Origin of the sequence: Anaeromyxobacter oryzae, assembly GCF_023169945.1 — a bacterium.
GTDB classification, from domain to species: Bacteria; Myxococcota; Myxococcia; order Myxococcales; family Anaeromyxobacteraceae; genus Anaeromyxobacter; species Anaeromyxobacter oryzae.
In genome coordinates this window covers 1,200,511-1,215,141 of the sequence record NZ_AP025591.1, presented here as the reverse complement: position 1 = coordinate 1,215,141, position 14,631 = coordinate 1,200,511, and the positions used below count along the sequence as shown (strand labels likewise).

The 14,631-nt window shown below is 71.3% G+C and carries 13 protein-coding genes; all 13 read left to right on the top strand.

The window, feature by feature from the left end:
• The first annotated feature begins 8 nt into the window (after positions 1 to 8).
• The 13 genes from dxs (at position 9) to purB (ending at position 14,630) form a co-directional block, all read left to right on the top strand.
• Positions 9 to 1,919 (top strand): 1-deoxy-D-xylulose-5-phosphate synthase, encoded by a 1,911-nt coding sequence (gene dxs / locus AMOR_RS05190; RefSeq protein ID WP_248359175.1) that lies wholly within the window; start codon positions 9 to 11, stop codon positions 1,917 to 1,919.
• Positions 1,916 to 2,671: a TlyA family RNA methyltransferase gene (locus AMOR_RS05185; protein WP_248359172.1), complete on the top strand. Its 756-nt coding sequence runs from the start codon at positions 1,916 to 1,918 to the stop codon at positions 2,669 to 2,671. Before dxs ends, AMOR_RS05185 begins: the two co-directional genes overlap by 4 nt.
• 158 nt (positions 2,672 to 2,829) lie before the next feature.
• A complete protein-coding gene (locus AMOR_RS05180) occupies positions 2,830 to 3,345 on the top strand; it encodes a ribosome maturation factor RimP (RefSeq protein WP_248359170.1) in 516 nt (171 codons plus the stop codon).
• 4 nt (positions 3,346 to 3,349) lie between these two features.
• Positions 3,350 to 5,011: a transcription termination factor NusA gene (gene nusA / locus AMOR_RS05175; RefSeq protein ID WP_248359168.1), complete on the top strand. Its 1,662-nt coding sequence runs from the start codon at positions 3,350 to 3,352 to the stop codon at positions 5,009 to 5,011.
• 5 nt (positions 5,012 to 5,016) lie between these two features.
• Positions 5,017 to 5,283: a YlxR family protein gene (locus AMOR_RS05170; protein WP_248359165.1), complete on the top strand. Its 267-nt coding sequence runs from the start codon at positions 5,017 to 5,019 to the stop codon at positions 5,281 to 5,283.
• An 11-nt stretch (positions 5,284 to 5,294) separates the two neighbouring features.
• Complete coding sequence (gene infB / locus AMOR_RS05165; RefSeq protein ID WP_248359163.1) at positions 5,295 to 8,132, top strand: translation initiation factor IF-2; 2,838 nt, start codon at positions 5,295 to 5,297, stop codon at positions 8,130 to 8,132.
• 65 nt (positions 8,133 to 8,197) lie between these two features.
• Complete coding sequence (locus tag AMOR_RS05160) at positions 8,198 to 8,650, top strand: DUF503 domain-containing protein (RefSeq protein ID WP_248359161.1); 453 nt, start codon at positions 8,198 to 8,200, stop codon at positions 8,648 to 8,650.
• Entirely contained in the window at positions 8,647 to 9,054 is a 408-nt protein-coding gene (gene rbfA, locus AMOR_RS05155; protein WP_248359159.1) for a 30S ribosome-binding factor RbfA, read from the top strand. Before AMOR_RS05160 ends, rbfA begins: the two co-directional genes overlap by 4 nt.
• A 3-nt stretch (positions 9,055 to 9,057) precedes the next feature.
• A complete protein-coding gene (gene truB, locus AMOR_RS05150; RefSeq protein WP_248359157.1) occupies positions 9,058 to 10,002 on the top strand; it encodes a tRNA pseudouridine(55) synthase TruB in 945 nt (314 codons plus the stop codon).
• 112 nt (positions 10,003 to 10,114) lie between these two features.
• Entirely contained in the window at positions 10,115 to 10,384 is a 270-nt protein-coding gene (gene rpsO / locus AMOR_RS05145) for a 30S ribosomal protein S15 (RefSeq protein ID WP_248359155.1), read from the top strand.
• 270 nt (positions 10,385 to 10,654) lie between these two features.
• Positions 10,655 to 12,817: a polyribonucleotide nucleotidyltransferase gene (gene pnp, locus AMOR_RS05140; RefSeq protein ID WP_248359153.1), complete on the top strand. Its 2,163-nt coding sequence runs from the start codon at positions 10,655 to 10,657 to the stop codon at positions 12,815 to 12,817.
• 25 nt (positions 12,818 to 12,842) lie between these two features.
• The gene (gene dut / locus AMOR_RS05135; RefSeq protein WP_248359150.1) at positions 12,843 to 13,292 is read left to right on the top strand and encodes a dUTP diphosphatase; all 450 of its coding nucleotides are present in this window, start codon (positions 12,843 to 12,845) and stop codon (positions 13,290 to 13,292) included.
• 18 nt (positions 13,293 to 13,310) lie between these two features.
• Positions 13,311 to 14,630: an adenylosuccinate lyase gene (gene purB / locus AMOR_RS05130; protein WP_248359147.1), complete on the top strand. Its 1,320-nt coding sequence runs from the start codon at positions 13,311 to 13,313 to the stop codon at positions 14,628 to 14,630.
• Position 14,631 lies beyond the last annotated feature (1 nt).

Below are 14,631 nucleotides of genomic sequence, written 5' to 3'. Positions count from 1 at the left end.
AAGGACGCATGGGCCGCCTGCTCGAGACGATCGCCTCGCCCGCCGACCTGAAGAAGCTCCCGGTCGAGGAGCTGCCCGCGCTGTGCGAGGAGATCCGGGCCGAGATCATCCAGACCTGCGCGAACAACGGCGGCCACCTCGGCTCGTCGCTCGGCGCGGTGGAGATCAACGTCGCGCTGCACTACGTGTACGCGTCGCCGCAGGACAAGCTCGTCTTCGACGTGGGCCACCAGGCCTACGCCCACAAGCTCCTCACCGGGCGCCGCGAGCGGTTCCGTACGATCCGCACCGAGGGCGGCCTCGCCGGGTTCCCGGAGCGGCACGAGTCCGAGTACGACGCCTTCGGCGTCGGCCATGCGTCCACCGCGATCAGCGCCGCCCTCGGCATGATCGAGGCGAAGCGGATGACGGGCGCGCCGGGCAAGGTCGTCGCCCTCGTCGGCGACGGCGCGATGACCGGCGGGGTCGCGTTCGAGGGCCTGAACCAGGCCGGCTATCTCAAGCGCGACCTGCTCGTCGTCCTGAACGACAACGAGATGTCCATCTCGCCCAACGTCGGCGCGATGAGCGAGTGGCTGTCGAAGAAGTTCGCCTCCCGCACGTACAACCGGTGGCGGAAGTCGGTGAAGGAGTTCCTCGCGAGCGTCCCGAAGGGCCCCCAGGCCATCGAGATGATCCGCCACGGCATCAACGCCACCAAGGCGCTCGTCACCCCCGGCATCCTCTTCGAGGGGCTCGGGTTCCACTACGTCGGGCCGGTCGACGGACACGACGTGAAGGGGCTCGTCGAGAGCTTCCAGAAGCTCGCCACGTTCGACGGGCCGGTCCTCCTCCACGCGATCACCACGAAGGGCAAGGGGTACCAGCCCGCCGAGGCGGACAAGGCGACCCGAGGCCACGGCCTCTCGTTCTTCGACGTCGCCACCGGGAAGCCGGTGAAGAAGCCGTCCACGGTGAAGGCGTACACGGACCTCTTCGCCGACGCGCTCTGCGACGAGATGGAGCGGAACCCGCGCGTCGTCGCCATCACCGCGGCGATGCTCGAGGGCACCGGGCTCATCAAGGCGAAGCAGCGCTTCCCGGACCGCACCTACGACGTCGGCATCGCCGAGCAGCACGCCGTCACGTTCGCCGCGGGCCTCGCCTGCGACGGCGTCCGGCCGGTGGTCGCGATCTACTCGACCTTCCTCCAGCGCGCGTACGACCAGATCATCCACGACGTCGCGCTGCAGAAGCTGCCGGTGACGTTCGCGCTGGACCGCGGCGGCCTCGTCGGCGCCGACGGCAAGACGCACCAGGGCGCGTTCGACCTCGCGTACCTGCGCTGCGTCCCGAACCTCCTCGTGATGGCGCCCTCGGACGAGAACGAGATGCGCCACATGCTCCACACCTCGCTCCAGCACGAGGGCGCGGCGGCGTTCCGTTACCCGCGCGGCTCCGGCGAGGGCGTCGCGCTCGAGCCGCCCCGGGTCCTGGAGATCGGGAAGGGGCGCCTCGCCCGCAACGTCGCCGGCAAGCCCGACGTCTGCGTCGTGTCCATCGGCACGACCCTCAAGGCCGCACTCGTCGCGGCGGAGGCGCTCGCGAAGGACGGCATGGCCGTCACCGTCGTCGACGCGCGGTTCGTGAAGCCGATCGACGAGGAGCTCGTCTGCACCGAGGCGGCCCGCGCGAAGCGCGTCGTCACGGTCGAGGAGGGCTGCCTCCCCGGCGGCTTCGGGGCGGCGTGCCTCGAGGCCTTCGAGCGGCGGGGCCTCGTCGCCGGCGGCCTCGCGGTGCGGCGGCTCGGCATCCCCGACGAGTTCATCACGCACGCGGAGCAGGCGAAGCAGCGCGCCTGGGTCGGCATCGACGCCGACGCGATCGCCGCCGCCTGCCGGGCGCTCGTGGGCGACCGCAAGGAGCGCGGCGCCGCGTGAGCCGGGCTCCGCGGCAGCGGATCGACGTCGTCCTCGTCGAGAAGGGCCTCGCGGAGTCCCGCACCAAGGCCCAGGCGCTCGTGATGGCCGGCGCCGTGGTCGTCGGCGAGGCGCGCGTGGACAAGCCGGGCGCGCTCGTCGATCCCGGCGCGCCCATCCGCCTGAAGGACGACGCCGCGCCGCAGAGGTACGTGTCGCGGGGCGCGCTCAAGCTCGAGAAGGCGCTCGAGGTCTTCCCCGTCGACCCGCGCGGGAAGGTCTGCGCCGATCTCGGCGCGTCCACGGGCGGGTTCACCGACCTGCTCCTCCAGCGCGGCGCCGCGAGGGTGTTCGCGGTCGACGTCGGCTACGGCCAGCTCCACGCGAAGCTGCGCGGCGACCCGCGCGTGGTCGTCCGGGAGCGCGAGAACGCGCGCGCCCTCGACGCGGCCGCCCTCGGGGAGCGCGTGGACCTCGTGGTCGGCGACCTCTCCTTCATCTCCCTGCGCCTCGTGCTCCCCGCGGTGAAGGCGATCCTCCGGCCCGGCGGCGACGCCATCCTCCTCGTGAAGCCGCAGTTCGAGGTCGGGAAGGGCGAGGTCGGCAAGGGGGGCGTGGTGCGCGACGAGGCGAAGCGCCGCGCCGCGCTGGACGGGATCGCGCAGGCGGCCCGCGACCTCGGGTTCGAGGTGCTCGGGCACGCCGAGTCGCCCATCGAGGGGCCGGCGGGGAACCGGGAGTGGCTGCTCGGGCTGCGGTTGCCCCCGGCCTGACGGGACCCGGGCAGGGGCGACCGTCCGGGCGCCCGCCGGCCCGACTTCCTTGACCGGACTGCGTCCTTCTGTTACCTACACGCCGACATTTTCGCCCCCGGGTTTCACCGGGTTACGAAAGTGGGCCGCGTCGCCCACTTTTTCGTTTTTTGGGGTCCATGACGGGAATCGGAGAACAGTCCATCGCGGAGCAGGCGCGGAGCCTCCTCGAGCCCATCCTGGCTCGCGACGGCTTCGAGCTCGTCGAGGTGGAGTGGCTCCGCCTCGCGGGGCGCTGGACGCTCCGGGTGTTCATCGACAAGCCCGGCGGCGTGGTCATCGACGACTGCCAGTCGGTGTCGCGCACCATCGAGCCGATCCTCGACGTCGAGGACTTCATCGAGCCGGCGTACGACCTCGAGGTCTCGTCGCCCGGCCTCGACCGGCCGCTCCGGAAGCCGCAGGACTTCGACCGTTACGCCGGACAGCGCGCGCACGTGAAGTCGTACGGGCCCGTCGCCGGCACCGCGCCCGGCTCGCCGGGCCGCAAGCACTGGACCGGTGTCCTGAAGGGCTTCAGGGACGGCGCCGTCGAGATCGACGTCGACGGCGTCCTGCACCGCGTCCCGCACGATCAGATCGCGAAGGCCCACCTCGAGTACGACGCCGAGGCGGATCTCCGGAGGAAGGACTGAGCCCATGCAGCAGAACGTGAACCTGAACCTCATCCTCGACCAGGTCGCCAAGGACAAGGGGCTCGACCGGCCGCGCCTCGTGGAGATCCTCGAGGAGGCCATCACGAACGCGGGCAAGCGCCACTTCGGGCTCGAGCGGAACATCAAGGCCCGGTACGACGAGGAGAAGGGGCAGGTCGATCTCTTCCAGGTCCTCACGATCGTCGCGGATCCCACCGAGGAGAACCCGCTCCCCGACCCGGTGAACATGATCCCGGTGACCGTCGCCCACGCGAAGGGGATCGAGGTCGAGCCCGGCGACGAGCTGGACTTCCCCATCTACTACCGGCCCGAGGACGAGGCCGAGGCGCGCGCCCAGGACGAGCAGTGGGGCGACCTCCTGAAGCTCAAGACCTACCGCCGGTCGTTCGGCCGCATCGCCGCGCAGACCGCGAAGCAGGTCATGATCCAGGGCACGCGCAACGCCGAGCGCGAGAACGTCTACAACGAGTACAAGGACCGCAAGGGCGAGGTCATCACCGGCATCGTCCGCCGGTTCGAGCGCGGCAACGTGATCGTCGACCTCGGCCGGGCCGAGGCGGTGCTCCCCGTGCGCGAGCAGGTGCCGCGCGAGAGCTACCGCGCCGGCGACCGGATCCAGGCGTTCGTGATGGACGTGCTCCGCGAGTCGAAGGGGCCGCAGATCATCCTGTCCCGCGCCTCGGTCGAGCTCCTGAAGAAGCTGTTCGAGATGGAGGTCCCGGAGATCGCCGAGGGCGTCGTCGTCATCGAGGCGGCGGCTCGCGAGCCGGGCGGCCGCGCGAAGATCGCGGTCAGCTCCCGCGACTCGGACGTGGATCCGGTGGGCGCCTGCGTCGGCATGAAGGGCAGCCGCGTCCAGGCCGTCGTCCAGGAGCTCCGCGGCGAGAAGATCGACATCGTGCCCTGGGACGAGGATCCGGCGCGGTTCGTCTGCAACGCGCTCGCGCCGGCCGAGGTGTCCCGCGTCCTCCTCGACGACCAGAACCGGGCGATGGAGATCATCGTGCCCGACGACCAGCTCTCGCTGGCCATCGGCCGCCGCGGCCAGAACGTGCGGCTCGCGTCCCAGCTCACCGGCTGGAAGCTCGACATCAACTCCGAGTCGCGCGTGAAGGAGATGCACGAGTTCGCCATCGAGAGCTTCACGGCGCTCGGCATCCCCGAGTCCACCCAGGAGATGCTGTACGCGCACGGCTTCCGGAAGGCGCAGGACGTCGCGAACGCGGCGCCCGAGATGCTGACGCAGTTCCCCGGCTTCACCATGGACATGATCCCCGACCTGCAGAAGCAGGCGCGCGAGCAGTCCATCGTCGACGCGGAGAAGGAGATGCGCCTCGAGCAGGAGCGCGAGGCGGCCCGCATCGCCGAGGCCCGCCGGCACCCGGACGGCCTCACGCAGGAGGAGCGGTTCGCGCGCGTGCGCGGCGTCGGCGAGAAGACCATCGAGCAGCTCAAGCTCGCCGGGTACCCGACCGTCGAGGCCGTCCACAACGAGGCGGACATGATGAAGCTCGCCGACTCGAGCGGCCTCGGGATCAAGAAGGCCCGGCAGATCAAGCACGCGGTCGGCGTCTACCTCGAGGAGGAGGCGAAGCTGCGCGCGGAGCTCGACGCCGAGAAGGCGAAGCAGGGGACGGGGGCCTAGCAGGAATGACGTCCGCCCCGATCCGCACCTGCGTCGGCTGCGGCGGCAAGGCCGCCCAGGCGGAGCTCGTCCGCGTGGTGGCGGCCGGCTCGCGCGTGGTCGTGGATCGGGCGCGGAGCGGCGGCCGGGGGGCCTGGCTACACGCAGCCGCGCCCTGCATCGAGCGAGCGGTGAAGCGTCGCGCCTTCGGGCGCGCCCTCCGGGTGGATGGCGTGCAGCCGGACGCCGCCGCGCTGCGGGTCGAGTTGACGGGAAATCCCCGTAAGGATTAGGAGTCAGCACAATGTCCAAGAAGCGGGTCCATGAGCTCGCCAAGCAGCTGAAGGAGCAGGGGATCGAGCTCTCCAACCAGGAGCTCGTCGACAAGCTCCACGCGCTCGGCTACCACGAGGTCAAGAGCCACTCGTCCTCCCTCGAGGACGATCAGGCTCACGCCGCGTACGAGAAGATCGTCGCCGAGCGGAAGCCGAAGCCCGCGCCCGTGCGCGCGACCGGCCCCGGGTTCGTCGTGCGGAAGCGTGCGCACGTCGAGCCGCCGACCGTCATCTCTCCGCCGCCCGCGCCCGAGCCGCAGCCCGTGTACGAGGCCGAGCCGGCGCCCGCGGATCTCGCCGCAGAGGCGGCGCCCGCCGAGGCCGGCGCGCCCGAGCCGGCGCCGGCGCCCTCCGTCGAGCAGCCCGCCGCGCCCGCCGAGGCCCCCGCACTCGCCGCGCAGGCGCCGGCGTCGCCCGGCGCTCCGGCGGCGCCCGCCGCTCCCGCGACGACCGGCGAGCCCGCGCCGGCGCCCGTCTCCGCGCCCGCGACCGCCGCGCCCGTGACCGCGCCGACCGCGCCGGTCCCGGCCGCCGCGCAGCCGCCGCGTCCCGGCATGCCGCTGCCCTCCGCGCCGCGGCCCGGTGCGCCCGCGGCGGGTCCCGCGCGCCCCGGCGCGCCGATGGCCGCCGCGCCGCACGCCCCGACGGCGCCGGCGCAGCCCGCCGTCGATCCCCGCACGCTCCGTCCGACGTCCACGCAGGCGGTCGTCATCTCCCGCCCGACCGTCCCGGTCCGGCGCGTGACCCCGCCCACGACGTCGCGCTCCGCGTACCCGGCCGCGCCGGGCCCGCGCGCGCTCGGCCCGGTTCGCGAGCTGAAGGTCGTCCCCGGCTCCCTCGGTCGCGAGCGCGAGTTCATCGACGTCTCGCGCGACAAGAACAAGCGCGGCCGCAGCACGGGCCGCCCGGTCTCGGAGGAGGCCGCCAAGAACCTCAGCGGCAAGGAGCTCCTCCAGGCCGCGATCAGCGATCGCGCCTACATCCCGATCCGCGGCAAGAAGAAGAAGCCCACGAAGAAGGGAGCCAAGACGCAGATCACCGAGAAGGCCGAGCACAAGAAGGTCATCCGGGTCGAGGAGTCCATCTCCGTCTCGGAGCTGTCCCAGGCGATGGGCGTGAAGGCGTCCGACCTCATCCGCAAGCTGATGCAGGCCGGGAAGATGGCGACGATCAACGCTCAGATCGACGCGGACACCGCCGCGTTCCTGGCGACCGACTTCGGCTACACGGTCGAGAAGAAGGGCTTCGAGGTCGAGGAGTTCATCCCGGAGGTGGCGGAGGACGAGTCGAAGCTCGTGCTCCGGCCGCCGGTCGTCACCGTGATGGGCCACGTCGACCACGGCAAGACGTCGCTGCTCGACGCGATCCGCCAGGCGGACGTCGCGGCCGGCGAGGCGGGCGGCATCACCCAGCACATCGGCGCGTACAACGTGCAGACGCAGCACGGGCCGATCACCTTCCTCGACACCCCCGGCCACGAGGCCTTCACCGCGATGCGCCAGCGCGGCGCCCAGGTGACCGACCTCGTCGTCCTCGTGGTGGCCGCCGACGACGGCGTGATGCCGCAGACCGTGGAGTCCATCAAGGCCGCCAAGGCCGCGGGCGTCACGATCCTCGTCGCCATCAACAAGATCGACAAGCCGGGCGCCACGCCCGAGCGCGTGATGCAGCAGCTCACCGAGTACGAGCTCGTCGCCGAGCAGTGGGGCGGCACGACCATCATGCTGCCGGTCTCCGCCCGGACGAAGCAGGGCATCCCCGAGCTGCTCGAGTACATCTCGCTGCAGTCGGAGGTCCTCGAGCTCAAGGCCAACCCGGAGAAGCTCGCCGCCGGCCGCGTCATCGAGGCGAAGCTCGAGAAGGGCCGCGGCCCGGTCGCGACCGTGCTCGTCGAGGAGGGAACGCTCCGCGTCGGCGACGCGCTCGTCACCGGCATCCACTACGGCCGCGTGCGCGCCATGATGAACGAGCGCGGCGAGCACGTGAACGACGTCCCGCCGGGCTACCCGGTGGAGGTGCTCGGCCTGTCCGGCGTGCCGGTCGCGGGCGACGAGTTCAACGTCGTCGAGGACGAGAAGTCGGCCAAGGAGGTCGCCCAGCACCGCGCCGAGAAGGCCCGCCAGAAGGAGCTCGGCAGCGTCAAGAAGGCGACGCTCGAGGACCTCTTCGCGAAGGCGAAGAGCGGCGGCGGCAAGGTGCTGAACATCGTCGTGAAGGCGGACGTGCAGGGCTCGGCCGAGGCCGTGACCCAGGCGCTCCAGAAGGCGGCGACGAAGAAGGTCGGGGTGAAGGTCCTCGACTCCGGCGTCGGCGCCATCACCGAGTCCGACGTCCTCACCGCGGCGGCCGGCAACGGCATCATCGTCGGCTTCAACACGAAGCCCGAGACGAAGGTCGACAACATCGCGAGCCAGCAGGGCGTGAAGATCCTGCTCTTCGACATCATCTACGAGGCCGTCGACAAGATCCGCGAGGAGATGGCGGCGCTGCTCGAGCCCATCATCAAGGAGAAGCCGCTCGGGAAGGCCGAGGTCCGCCAGGTCTTCAACATCCCGCGCGTCGGCACCATCGCCGGCTCCGCCGTGACCGAGGGCATCGTGAAGCGCACCGGCCACGTCCGCGTGCTCCGCGACCGCAAGGTGGTCTTCAACGGCAAGATCGGCTCGCTCAAGCGCATCAAGGACGACGTGCGCGAGGTCGCCCAGGGGTTCGAGTGCGGCATCGGCGTCGAGAACTTCAGCGACGTGAAGCCGGGCGACATCCTCGAGGTGTACGAGCTGGAGGAGATCCGCCAGTCTCTCGACTAGATCATCCTCCCTCTCCCCCCGCGCGAAGCGCCGGGGGAGAGGGCCTGGGGTGAGGGGGCACGATCATGTTCGTCGGAGTGCTCCGCCTCACCGTCCACCTCCCGGAACCCGGGTCGCTCAAGTCGAAGCGGCACCTCCTCCGCTCGGCGATCGACCGCGTGAAGGCCAAGTTCAACGTCTCGATCGCCGAGGTCGCCGAGAACGACCTCTGGCAGAAGAGCGTGGTCGGCGTCGCCGCGGTCGGGAACGATCACGCGTTCGTGAACGAGGTCCTCGACAAGGTCGCGGACTTCGTCTCGTCGATGCACGGCGGCCAGATCCTCGTCACCGCCCGCGACATCGAGATCGTGCCGTACGGCGACGGCATCGGCGAGGGCTCGATGCGGACGCTCGCGGAGGCGGAGGGCGCCGCGCCCTGGGAGGACCGGGACGAGGTGGGCGAGCCGCCGGTGGCGCCCGCGATCCCGCGGCCGAGGCCGCGGCCGCGCTGGACCGACGACGAAGGGAACGAAACGTGAGCACCCACAACAGGCCCGCCCGCGTCGCCGAGGAGTTCCGGCACGCGCTCTCCGAGCTCCTCGCCCGCGGCCTCAAGGATCCGCGGATCACCGGGTTCATCACGGTGACCGGCGCGAAGATGTCGCCCGACCTCAAGGAGGTCACGGTGTACGTCTCGATCCACGGCGAGGAGAAGGAGCGCGAGCAGACGCTCGAGGGGCTCCGCGCCGCGGCGACGTACCTGCAGCGCGAGGCCTCGCGGCACCTGAAGCTCCGGCACACGCCGCACCTGCGGTTCGTCTACGACGAGTCCGTCGCGCGCGGCGACCGCATCGACCGGCTGCTGCGCGAGGCGAAGGCGCAGGACGCGGAGCGGGCGGCCGCGCCCGCGCCCGCCGGCGGCTCCGGCGACGATCGGAGCTGACCCTTGTCGGGAACCTCCGGGGTGCTGGTCGTCGACAAGCCGGCCGGCCCGACGAGCTTCGAGGTCGTGAAGCGCGTGAAGCGCGCGCTCGGCGTCGCCACCGCCGGGCACGCGGGCACGCTCGATCCCGCCGCGACGGGCGTCCTCGCCGTCTGCGCCGGCGACGCGGTGAAGCTGCAGCAGTTCCTCGTCGATGGGGACAAGGCGTACGAGGCGACCGTGGCGCTCGGCGCGGCGACCGCCACCGAGGATCAGGAGGGCGAGGTGATCGCCCGCGGCGACCCGTCCGGCGTCACGCTGAACGCGCTCCGGGCCGCGGCCGCGACCCTCGTCGGCTGGATCGACCAGGTCCCTCCGATGTACTCGGCGGTCCGCGTCGGCGGCCGCCGCCTGCACGTGGCCGCGCGGGCGGGCGAGGCCGTCGAGCGTGCCCCGCGGCGGGTGAGGGTGGACGCGCTCGAGGTGGTGGACCTCGCGCCGCCGATCGACGGGATCGCCCTCGCGCGGCTGCGCGTGCGCTGCGGGAAGGGCACCTACGTCCGGACGCTCGCGGCGGACCTCGGGCGCGCCGTCGGCGTGCCGGCCCACCTCGCCGCGCTCCGGCGCACGATGGCGAGCGGCTTCGGTCTCGAGCAGGCGATCCCGCTCGAGGCCGCGGAGGCGCTGGCGCGCGCCGAGGGCGCGGACGCGCTCCGGGCGCGCCTCGTCCCGCTCGCGGCGGCGCTCGGGTTCCTGCCCGCGACCGCCCTCACCGCGCGCGACGCATGGGACCTGGTCCACGGGCGGCCCGTCGCGCGCCCGCCCGGCCCGCCCGGGACGACCCGCGCGCTGGGGCCGGACGGCCGCCTCGTGGCGGTCTGCGGACCGGGCGAGGGCCGGCTCCGCCCGCTGCGCGTCTTCCTCGGTCCGTCCGACCTCCGGCCGCCGAGCGCCGGCCAGGATCGTTGACTCCTCCCGTCGGATGGCTTAAGACCCCGCTTTCACGAGAGGCTCCCTGCGGCCCGAGGCGCGCGCCTTCGCCCCCGCTGTGGTGAGCCCGAACCCCGAAAGGAAGCACGCTATGGCGCTGGTCCAGGAGAAGAAGCAGGAGCTCGTCTCGAAGTACAAGCGGCACGACAAGGACACCGGGTCTCCCGAGGTCCAGGTGGCGCTGCTCAGCGAGCGGATCGCGTACCTCACCGAGCACTTCAAGACGCACAAGAAGGACCACCACAGCCGCCGGGGCCTGCTGAAGCTCGTCGGCCAGCGGCGCCGCCTCCTCGACTACCTGAAGACGGCGGATCAGGGTCGCTACAAGACCCTCATCGATCAGCTCGGCATCCGCAAGTAGGCGGGGTCGGGAACGGCGCCTCGGCCACACCGGCCGGGGCGCTCGCGCTTTCCGGTGACGGAGGCGCGAATGAAGTTGGAGTGAACGCGCCCGCCGGACCGGGCCGCGCGAGGGACCGAGCAGACGCTTCCGTTTCCGACTGGGCCGCCTCTCCTCGACGGAGAGGCGGCGGAGTGAGGAACAGAGGCGCCTCCTGGATCCCGAGGGCGTGAACCGGCCGCCGCGGGACCACGTGCCGTGCGCCATCGCGCGCCGGCCAGGAAGGTGCACATGACCCCCATCCAGAAGTCCGCCACCGTCGGCGGGAAGGAAATCACCCTCGAGACGGGCAAGATCGCGAAGCAGGCGCACGGCGCGATCTGGATCCGCCAGGGCGATTCGATCGTCCTCGTCACGGCGGTCTCCGCGGCCGAGAAGAAGGAAGGCATCGACTTCTTCCCGCTCACGGTGGACTACCAGGAGAAGCTCTTCGCCGCCGGCCGCGTGCCGGGCAGCTACTTCCGCCGCGAGGGCCGTCCGACCGAGAAGGAGACGCTGACCTCCCGCATCGTCGACCGCTCCTGCCGGCCGCTGTTCGCCGAGGGCTACTCGAACGAGACGCAGATCATCGCGACCGTCGTCTCGTTCGATCAGGAGAACGACACCGACGTCCTCGCCCTCACCGGCGCGTCGGCGGCGCTCCACATCTCCGACATCCCGTTCAACGGCCCCATCGCCGGCGTTCGCGTCGGCCGCCTGAACGGCCAGTTCGTCGCGAACCCCACGCTCGCGCAGCGCGCGGAGTGCGACCTCGACGTGATCATGGCCGCGTCCCGCGACGCGATCGTGATGGTCGAGGGCGGCGCCCACGAGGTGAGCGAGGCCGTGATGGTCGACGCGCTCCTCTTCGGCCAGGCCGAGGTGAAGGGGCTCCTCGACGCACAGGACGCGCTCCGCGCCGCGACCGGCGACAAGCCGCGCCGCGCCTTCGACCCGCCGAAGAACGACGTCGAGCTCAAGGCGAAGGTGAAGGCCCTCACCTGGGAGAAGGTGAAGGAGGCCTACGGCCGGAACGAGAAGCACGACCGCTACGGCCGGCTCTCGGAGATCAAGAAGGAGCTGATGGCCGCCCTCAAGGAGGAGGCCGCAGGCGACCCGCTCAAGCTCGCGAACGTCGCCGTCCGCGAGAAGGAGATCAAGGGTTACTACGAGGACGTGAAGTACGAGTACATGCGCAAGATGATCACCGACGAGGGTCGGCGGATCGGCGGCCGCGGGATGGCCGACATCCGGAAGATCACCTGCGAGGTGAGCCTCCTCCCCCGCGTGCACGGCTCGGCGCTCTTCACCCGCGGCGAGACCCAGGCGCTCGTCGCGACCACCCTCGGCACCGCCGAGGACGAGCAGCGCGTCGAGATGCTCACCGGCATGACGTTCAAGAAGTTCATGCTGCACTACAACTTCCCGCCGTTCTCCGTCGGCGAGGTGAAGTTCCTCCGGTCCCCCGGCCGCCGCGAGATCGGCCACGGCGCCCTCGCCGAGCGCGCGCTCCGGCAGGTGATGCCGACCGAGGACAAGTTCCCGTACACGGTCCGGATCGTCTCCGACATCATGGAGTCGAACGGCTCCTCGTCGATGGCGTCGGTGTGCGGCGGGTGCCTCTCGCTCATGGACGCGGGCGTGCCGATCAAGGCGCCGGTGGCCGGCATCGCGATGGGCCTCATCAAGGAGGGCGAGAAGATCGCCATCCTCTCCGACATCCTCGGGGACGAGGACCACCTCGGCGACATGGACTTCAAGGTCTGCGGCACGGCCGACGGCATCACGTCGATCCAGATGGACATCAAGATCGGCGGCGTGACCCGCGAGATCCTCGAGAAGGCGCTCTCGCAGGCCGCGCAGGGTCGCAAGCACATCCTCGGCGAGATGGCGAAGTCGATCCAGGCGCCGCGCGCCTCGATCAGCGCCTACGCGCCGCGCATCACGACCATCAAGATCCGGCCGGAGCGCATCAAGGACATCATCGGCCCCGGCGGAAAGACCATCAAGGACATCACCGCCCGCACCGGCACCTCGATCAACATCGAGGACGACGGCTCGGTCTCGATCGCCAGCCCGAACAACGAGAAGGTCGAGGAAGCGATCAAGATGATCCGCAACCTCACCCAGGAGGCCGAGGTCGGGAAGACCTACCTCGGCACGGTCCGGAAGATCGCCGAGTTCGGCGCCTTCGTGGAGATCTTCCCGGGCACCGACGGCCTCATCCACATCTCCGAGCTCTCGGACAAGCGGGTGAAGAGCGTCTCCGACGTCCTCAGCGAGGGCGAGGAGGTGCTCGTGAAGGTCATCTCCGTGGACCGCTCCGGGAAGATCCGCCTCAGCCGCAAGGAGGCGCTCGCGGAGGCCGCCGGCAAGAAGGCCGAGGGCGCCCCCGCGGAGCCGGCGAAGTCCTAGGACGACGAGGGGCCGCGGACCCAAGATGGCGCCTGTGATTCTCCGGTTCCGCCACGTCGGCAACCGCGGCCCCGCGCTCGACGTCCCGAAGTACGAGACCCCGGGCGCGGCGGGGATGGATCTCCGCGCCGACGAGGCCGTCACGCTCGCCCCCGGCGAGCGGCGGCTCGTCCCCACCGGCCTCGCCGTCGAGATCCCGCCGGGCTTCGAGGGGCAGGTGCGGCCGCGCTCCGGCCTCGCCCTGCGCCACGGCGTGGGCATGGTGAACGCACCGGGCACCATCGACTCGGACTACCGCGGCGAGGTCGGCGTCCTGCTCGTGAACCACGGGCAGGCGCCGGTCGCGTTCGCCCGCGGCGACCGCATCGCCCAGCTCGTGATCGCCCCCGTCGTCCGCGCCGAGATCGCCCTCGCCGACGCGCTCTCCGACAGCGGCCGCGGTGGCGGCGGGTTCGGCTCGACCGGACACCAGTAGCCTTCACCGGAGGAGAACATGATCCCCCGCTACACCCGCCCCGACATGGGCCGCGTCTGGTCGCCGGAGCACCGGCTCGGCATCGCCCTGAAGGTCGAGCTGCTCGCCTGCGAGGCGATGGTCCGCCTCGGCGAGGTGCCCGCGGAGGACTTCGCGACGCTGCAGAAGGCGTTCGAGAGCTTCCAGTTCTCGGCCGCCGACGTCGCCCGCATCGACGAGATCGAGAAGACCGTCAAGCACGACGTCATCGCCTTCCTCACCTTCCTCGAGGAGAAGGGCGGCCCCGCCGTCCGGCACCTCCACAAGGGGATGACCTCGAACGACGTGAACGACACGGCGTTCGCCGTGCAGCTCGAGGACGCGACCGCGATCCTCCTCGCCGGCGTGGACCGGGTGATGGCGGCGGTGCGGAAGCGCGCGTTCGAGCACAAGCGCACGCCGATGATGGGCCGCAGCCACGGCATCCACGCCGAGCCCGTCACCTTCGGCCTGAAGCTCGCCGGCTGGTACGACGCGTGGTCGCGCCGCCGCGCCGCGCTCGCCCGGGCCGGGAAGACCGTCGCGGTCGGCAAGATCTCCGGCGCGGTCGGGACGTTCGCGAACGTGGACCCCCGCGTCGAGGCCTTCGTGATGGAGCAGCTCGGGCTCGAGGGCGGGGAGGGCGCCGCGACGCAGATCGTGAATCGCGATCGCCACGCCGAGTTCTTCACCGCCCTCGCCCTCGCCGGCGCGACGCTCGAGCAGCACGCCACGGAGATCCGCCACCTCCAGCGCACCGAGGTGCGCGAGGCGGAGGAGCCGTTCACCGCCGGGCAGAAGGGCAGCTCGGCGATGCCGCACAAGCGGAACCCCATCCTCTCCGAGAACCTGACCGGCATCGCCCGGCTGCTGCGCGGCTACGCGCTCGCGGCGCTCGAGGACGTGGCGCTCTGGCACGAGCGCGACATCAGCCACTCCTCCGTGGAGCGGGTGATCGGGCCGGACGCCACCATCGCCCTCGACTTCGCGCTGCACCGCTTCGCCGGGATGATCGAGAACCTCCGCGTCTACCCCGAGCGCATGCAGGAGAACCTCGACCTGACCGGCGGCCTCTACGAGGCGCAGCGGGTGCTCCTCGCCCTCGTGGGGAAGGGCGTCGGCCGGCAGGAGGGCTACGTCTTCGTCCAGCGGAACGCGATGAAGGTCTGGGAGGAGAAGGTCGACTTCCGGACCGCGCTGAAGCGCGACGCCGACGTGAAGAAGGTCCTCACGGACGCCGAGATCGACGCCTGCTTCGCGCTCGACTACCACCTGAAGCACGTGGACACGATCTTCCGGCGGGTGTTCGGAGAGGGGTAGG

Excerpts from the sequence above, each read along its gene's own strand:
- AMOR_RS05180 (WP_248359170.1), top strand. The coding sequence starts at position 2,830 with ATGACGGGAATCGGAGAACAGTCCATCGCGGAGCAGGCGCGGAGCCTC.
- AMOR_RS05170 (WP_248359165.1), top strand. The coding sequence starts at position 5,017 with ATGACGTCCGCCCCGATCCGCACCTGCGTCGGCTGCGGCGGCAAGGCC.
- pnp (WP_248359153.1), top strand. The coding sequence starts at position 10,655 with ATGACCCCCATCCAGAAGTCCGCCACCGTCGGCGGGAAGGAAATCACC.
- nusA (WP_248359168.1), top strand. The coding sequence starts at position 3,350 with ATGCAGCAGAACGTGAACCTGAACCTCATCCTCGACCAGGTCGCCAAG.
- rpsO (WP_248359155.1), top strand. The coding sequence starts at position 10,115 with ATGGCGCTGGTCCAGGAGAAGAAGCAGGAGCTCGTCTCGAAGTACAAG.
- dut (WP_248359150.1), top strand. The coding sequence starts at position 12,843 with ATGGCGCCTGTGATTCTCCGGTTCCGCCACGTCGGCAACCGCGGCCCC.
- AMOR_RS05160 (WP_248359161.1), top strand. The coding sequence starts at position 8,198 with ATGTTCGTCGGAGTGCTCCGCCTCACCGTCCACCTCCCGGAACCCGGG.
- purB (WP_248359147.1), top strand. The coding sequence starts at position 13,311 with ATGATCCCCCGCTACACCCGCCCCGACATGGGCCGCGTCTGGTCGCCG.
- infB (WP_248359163.1), top strand. The coding sequence starts at position 5,295 with ATGTCCAAGAAGCGGGTCCATGAGCTCGCCAAGCAGCTGAAGGAGCAG.
- dxs (WP_248359175.1), top strand. The coding sequence starts at position 9 with ATGGGCCGCCTGCTCGAGACGATCGCCTCGCCCGCCGACCTGAAGAAG.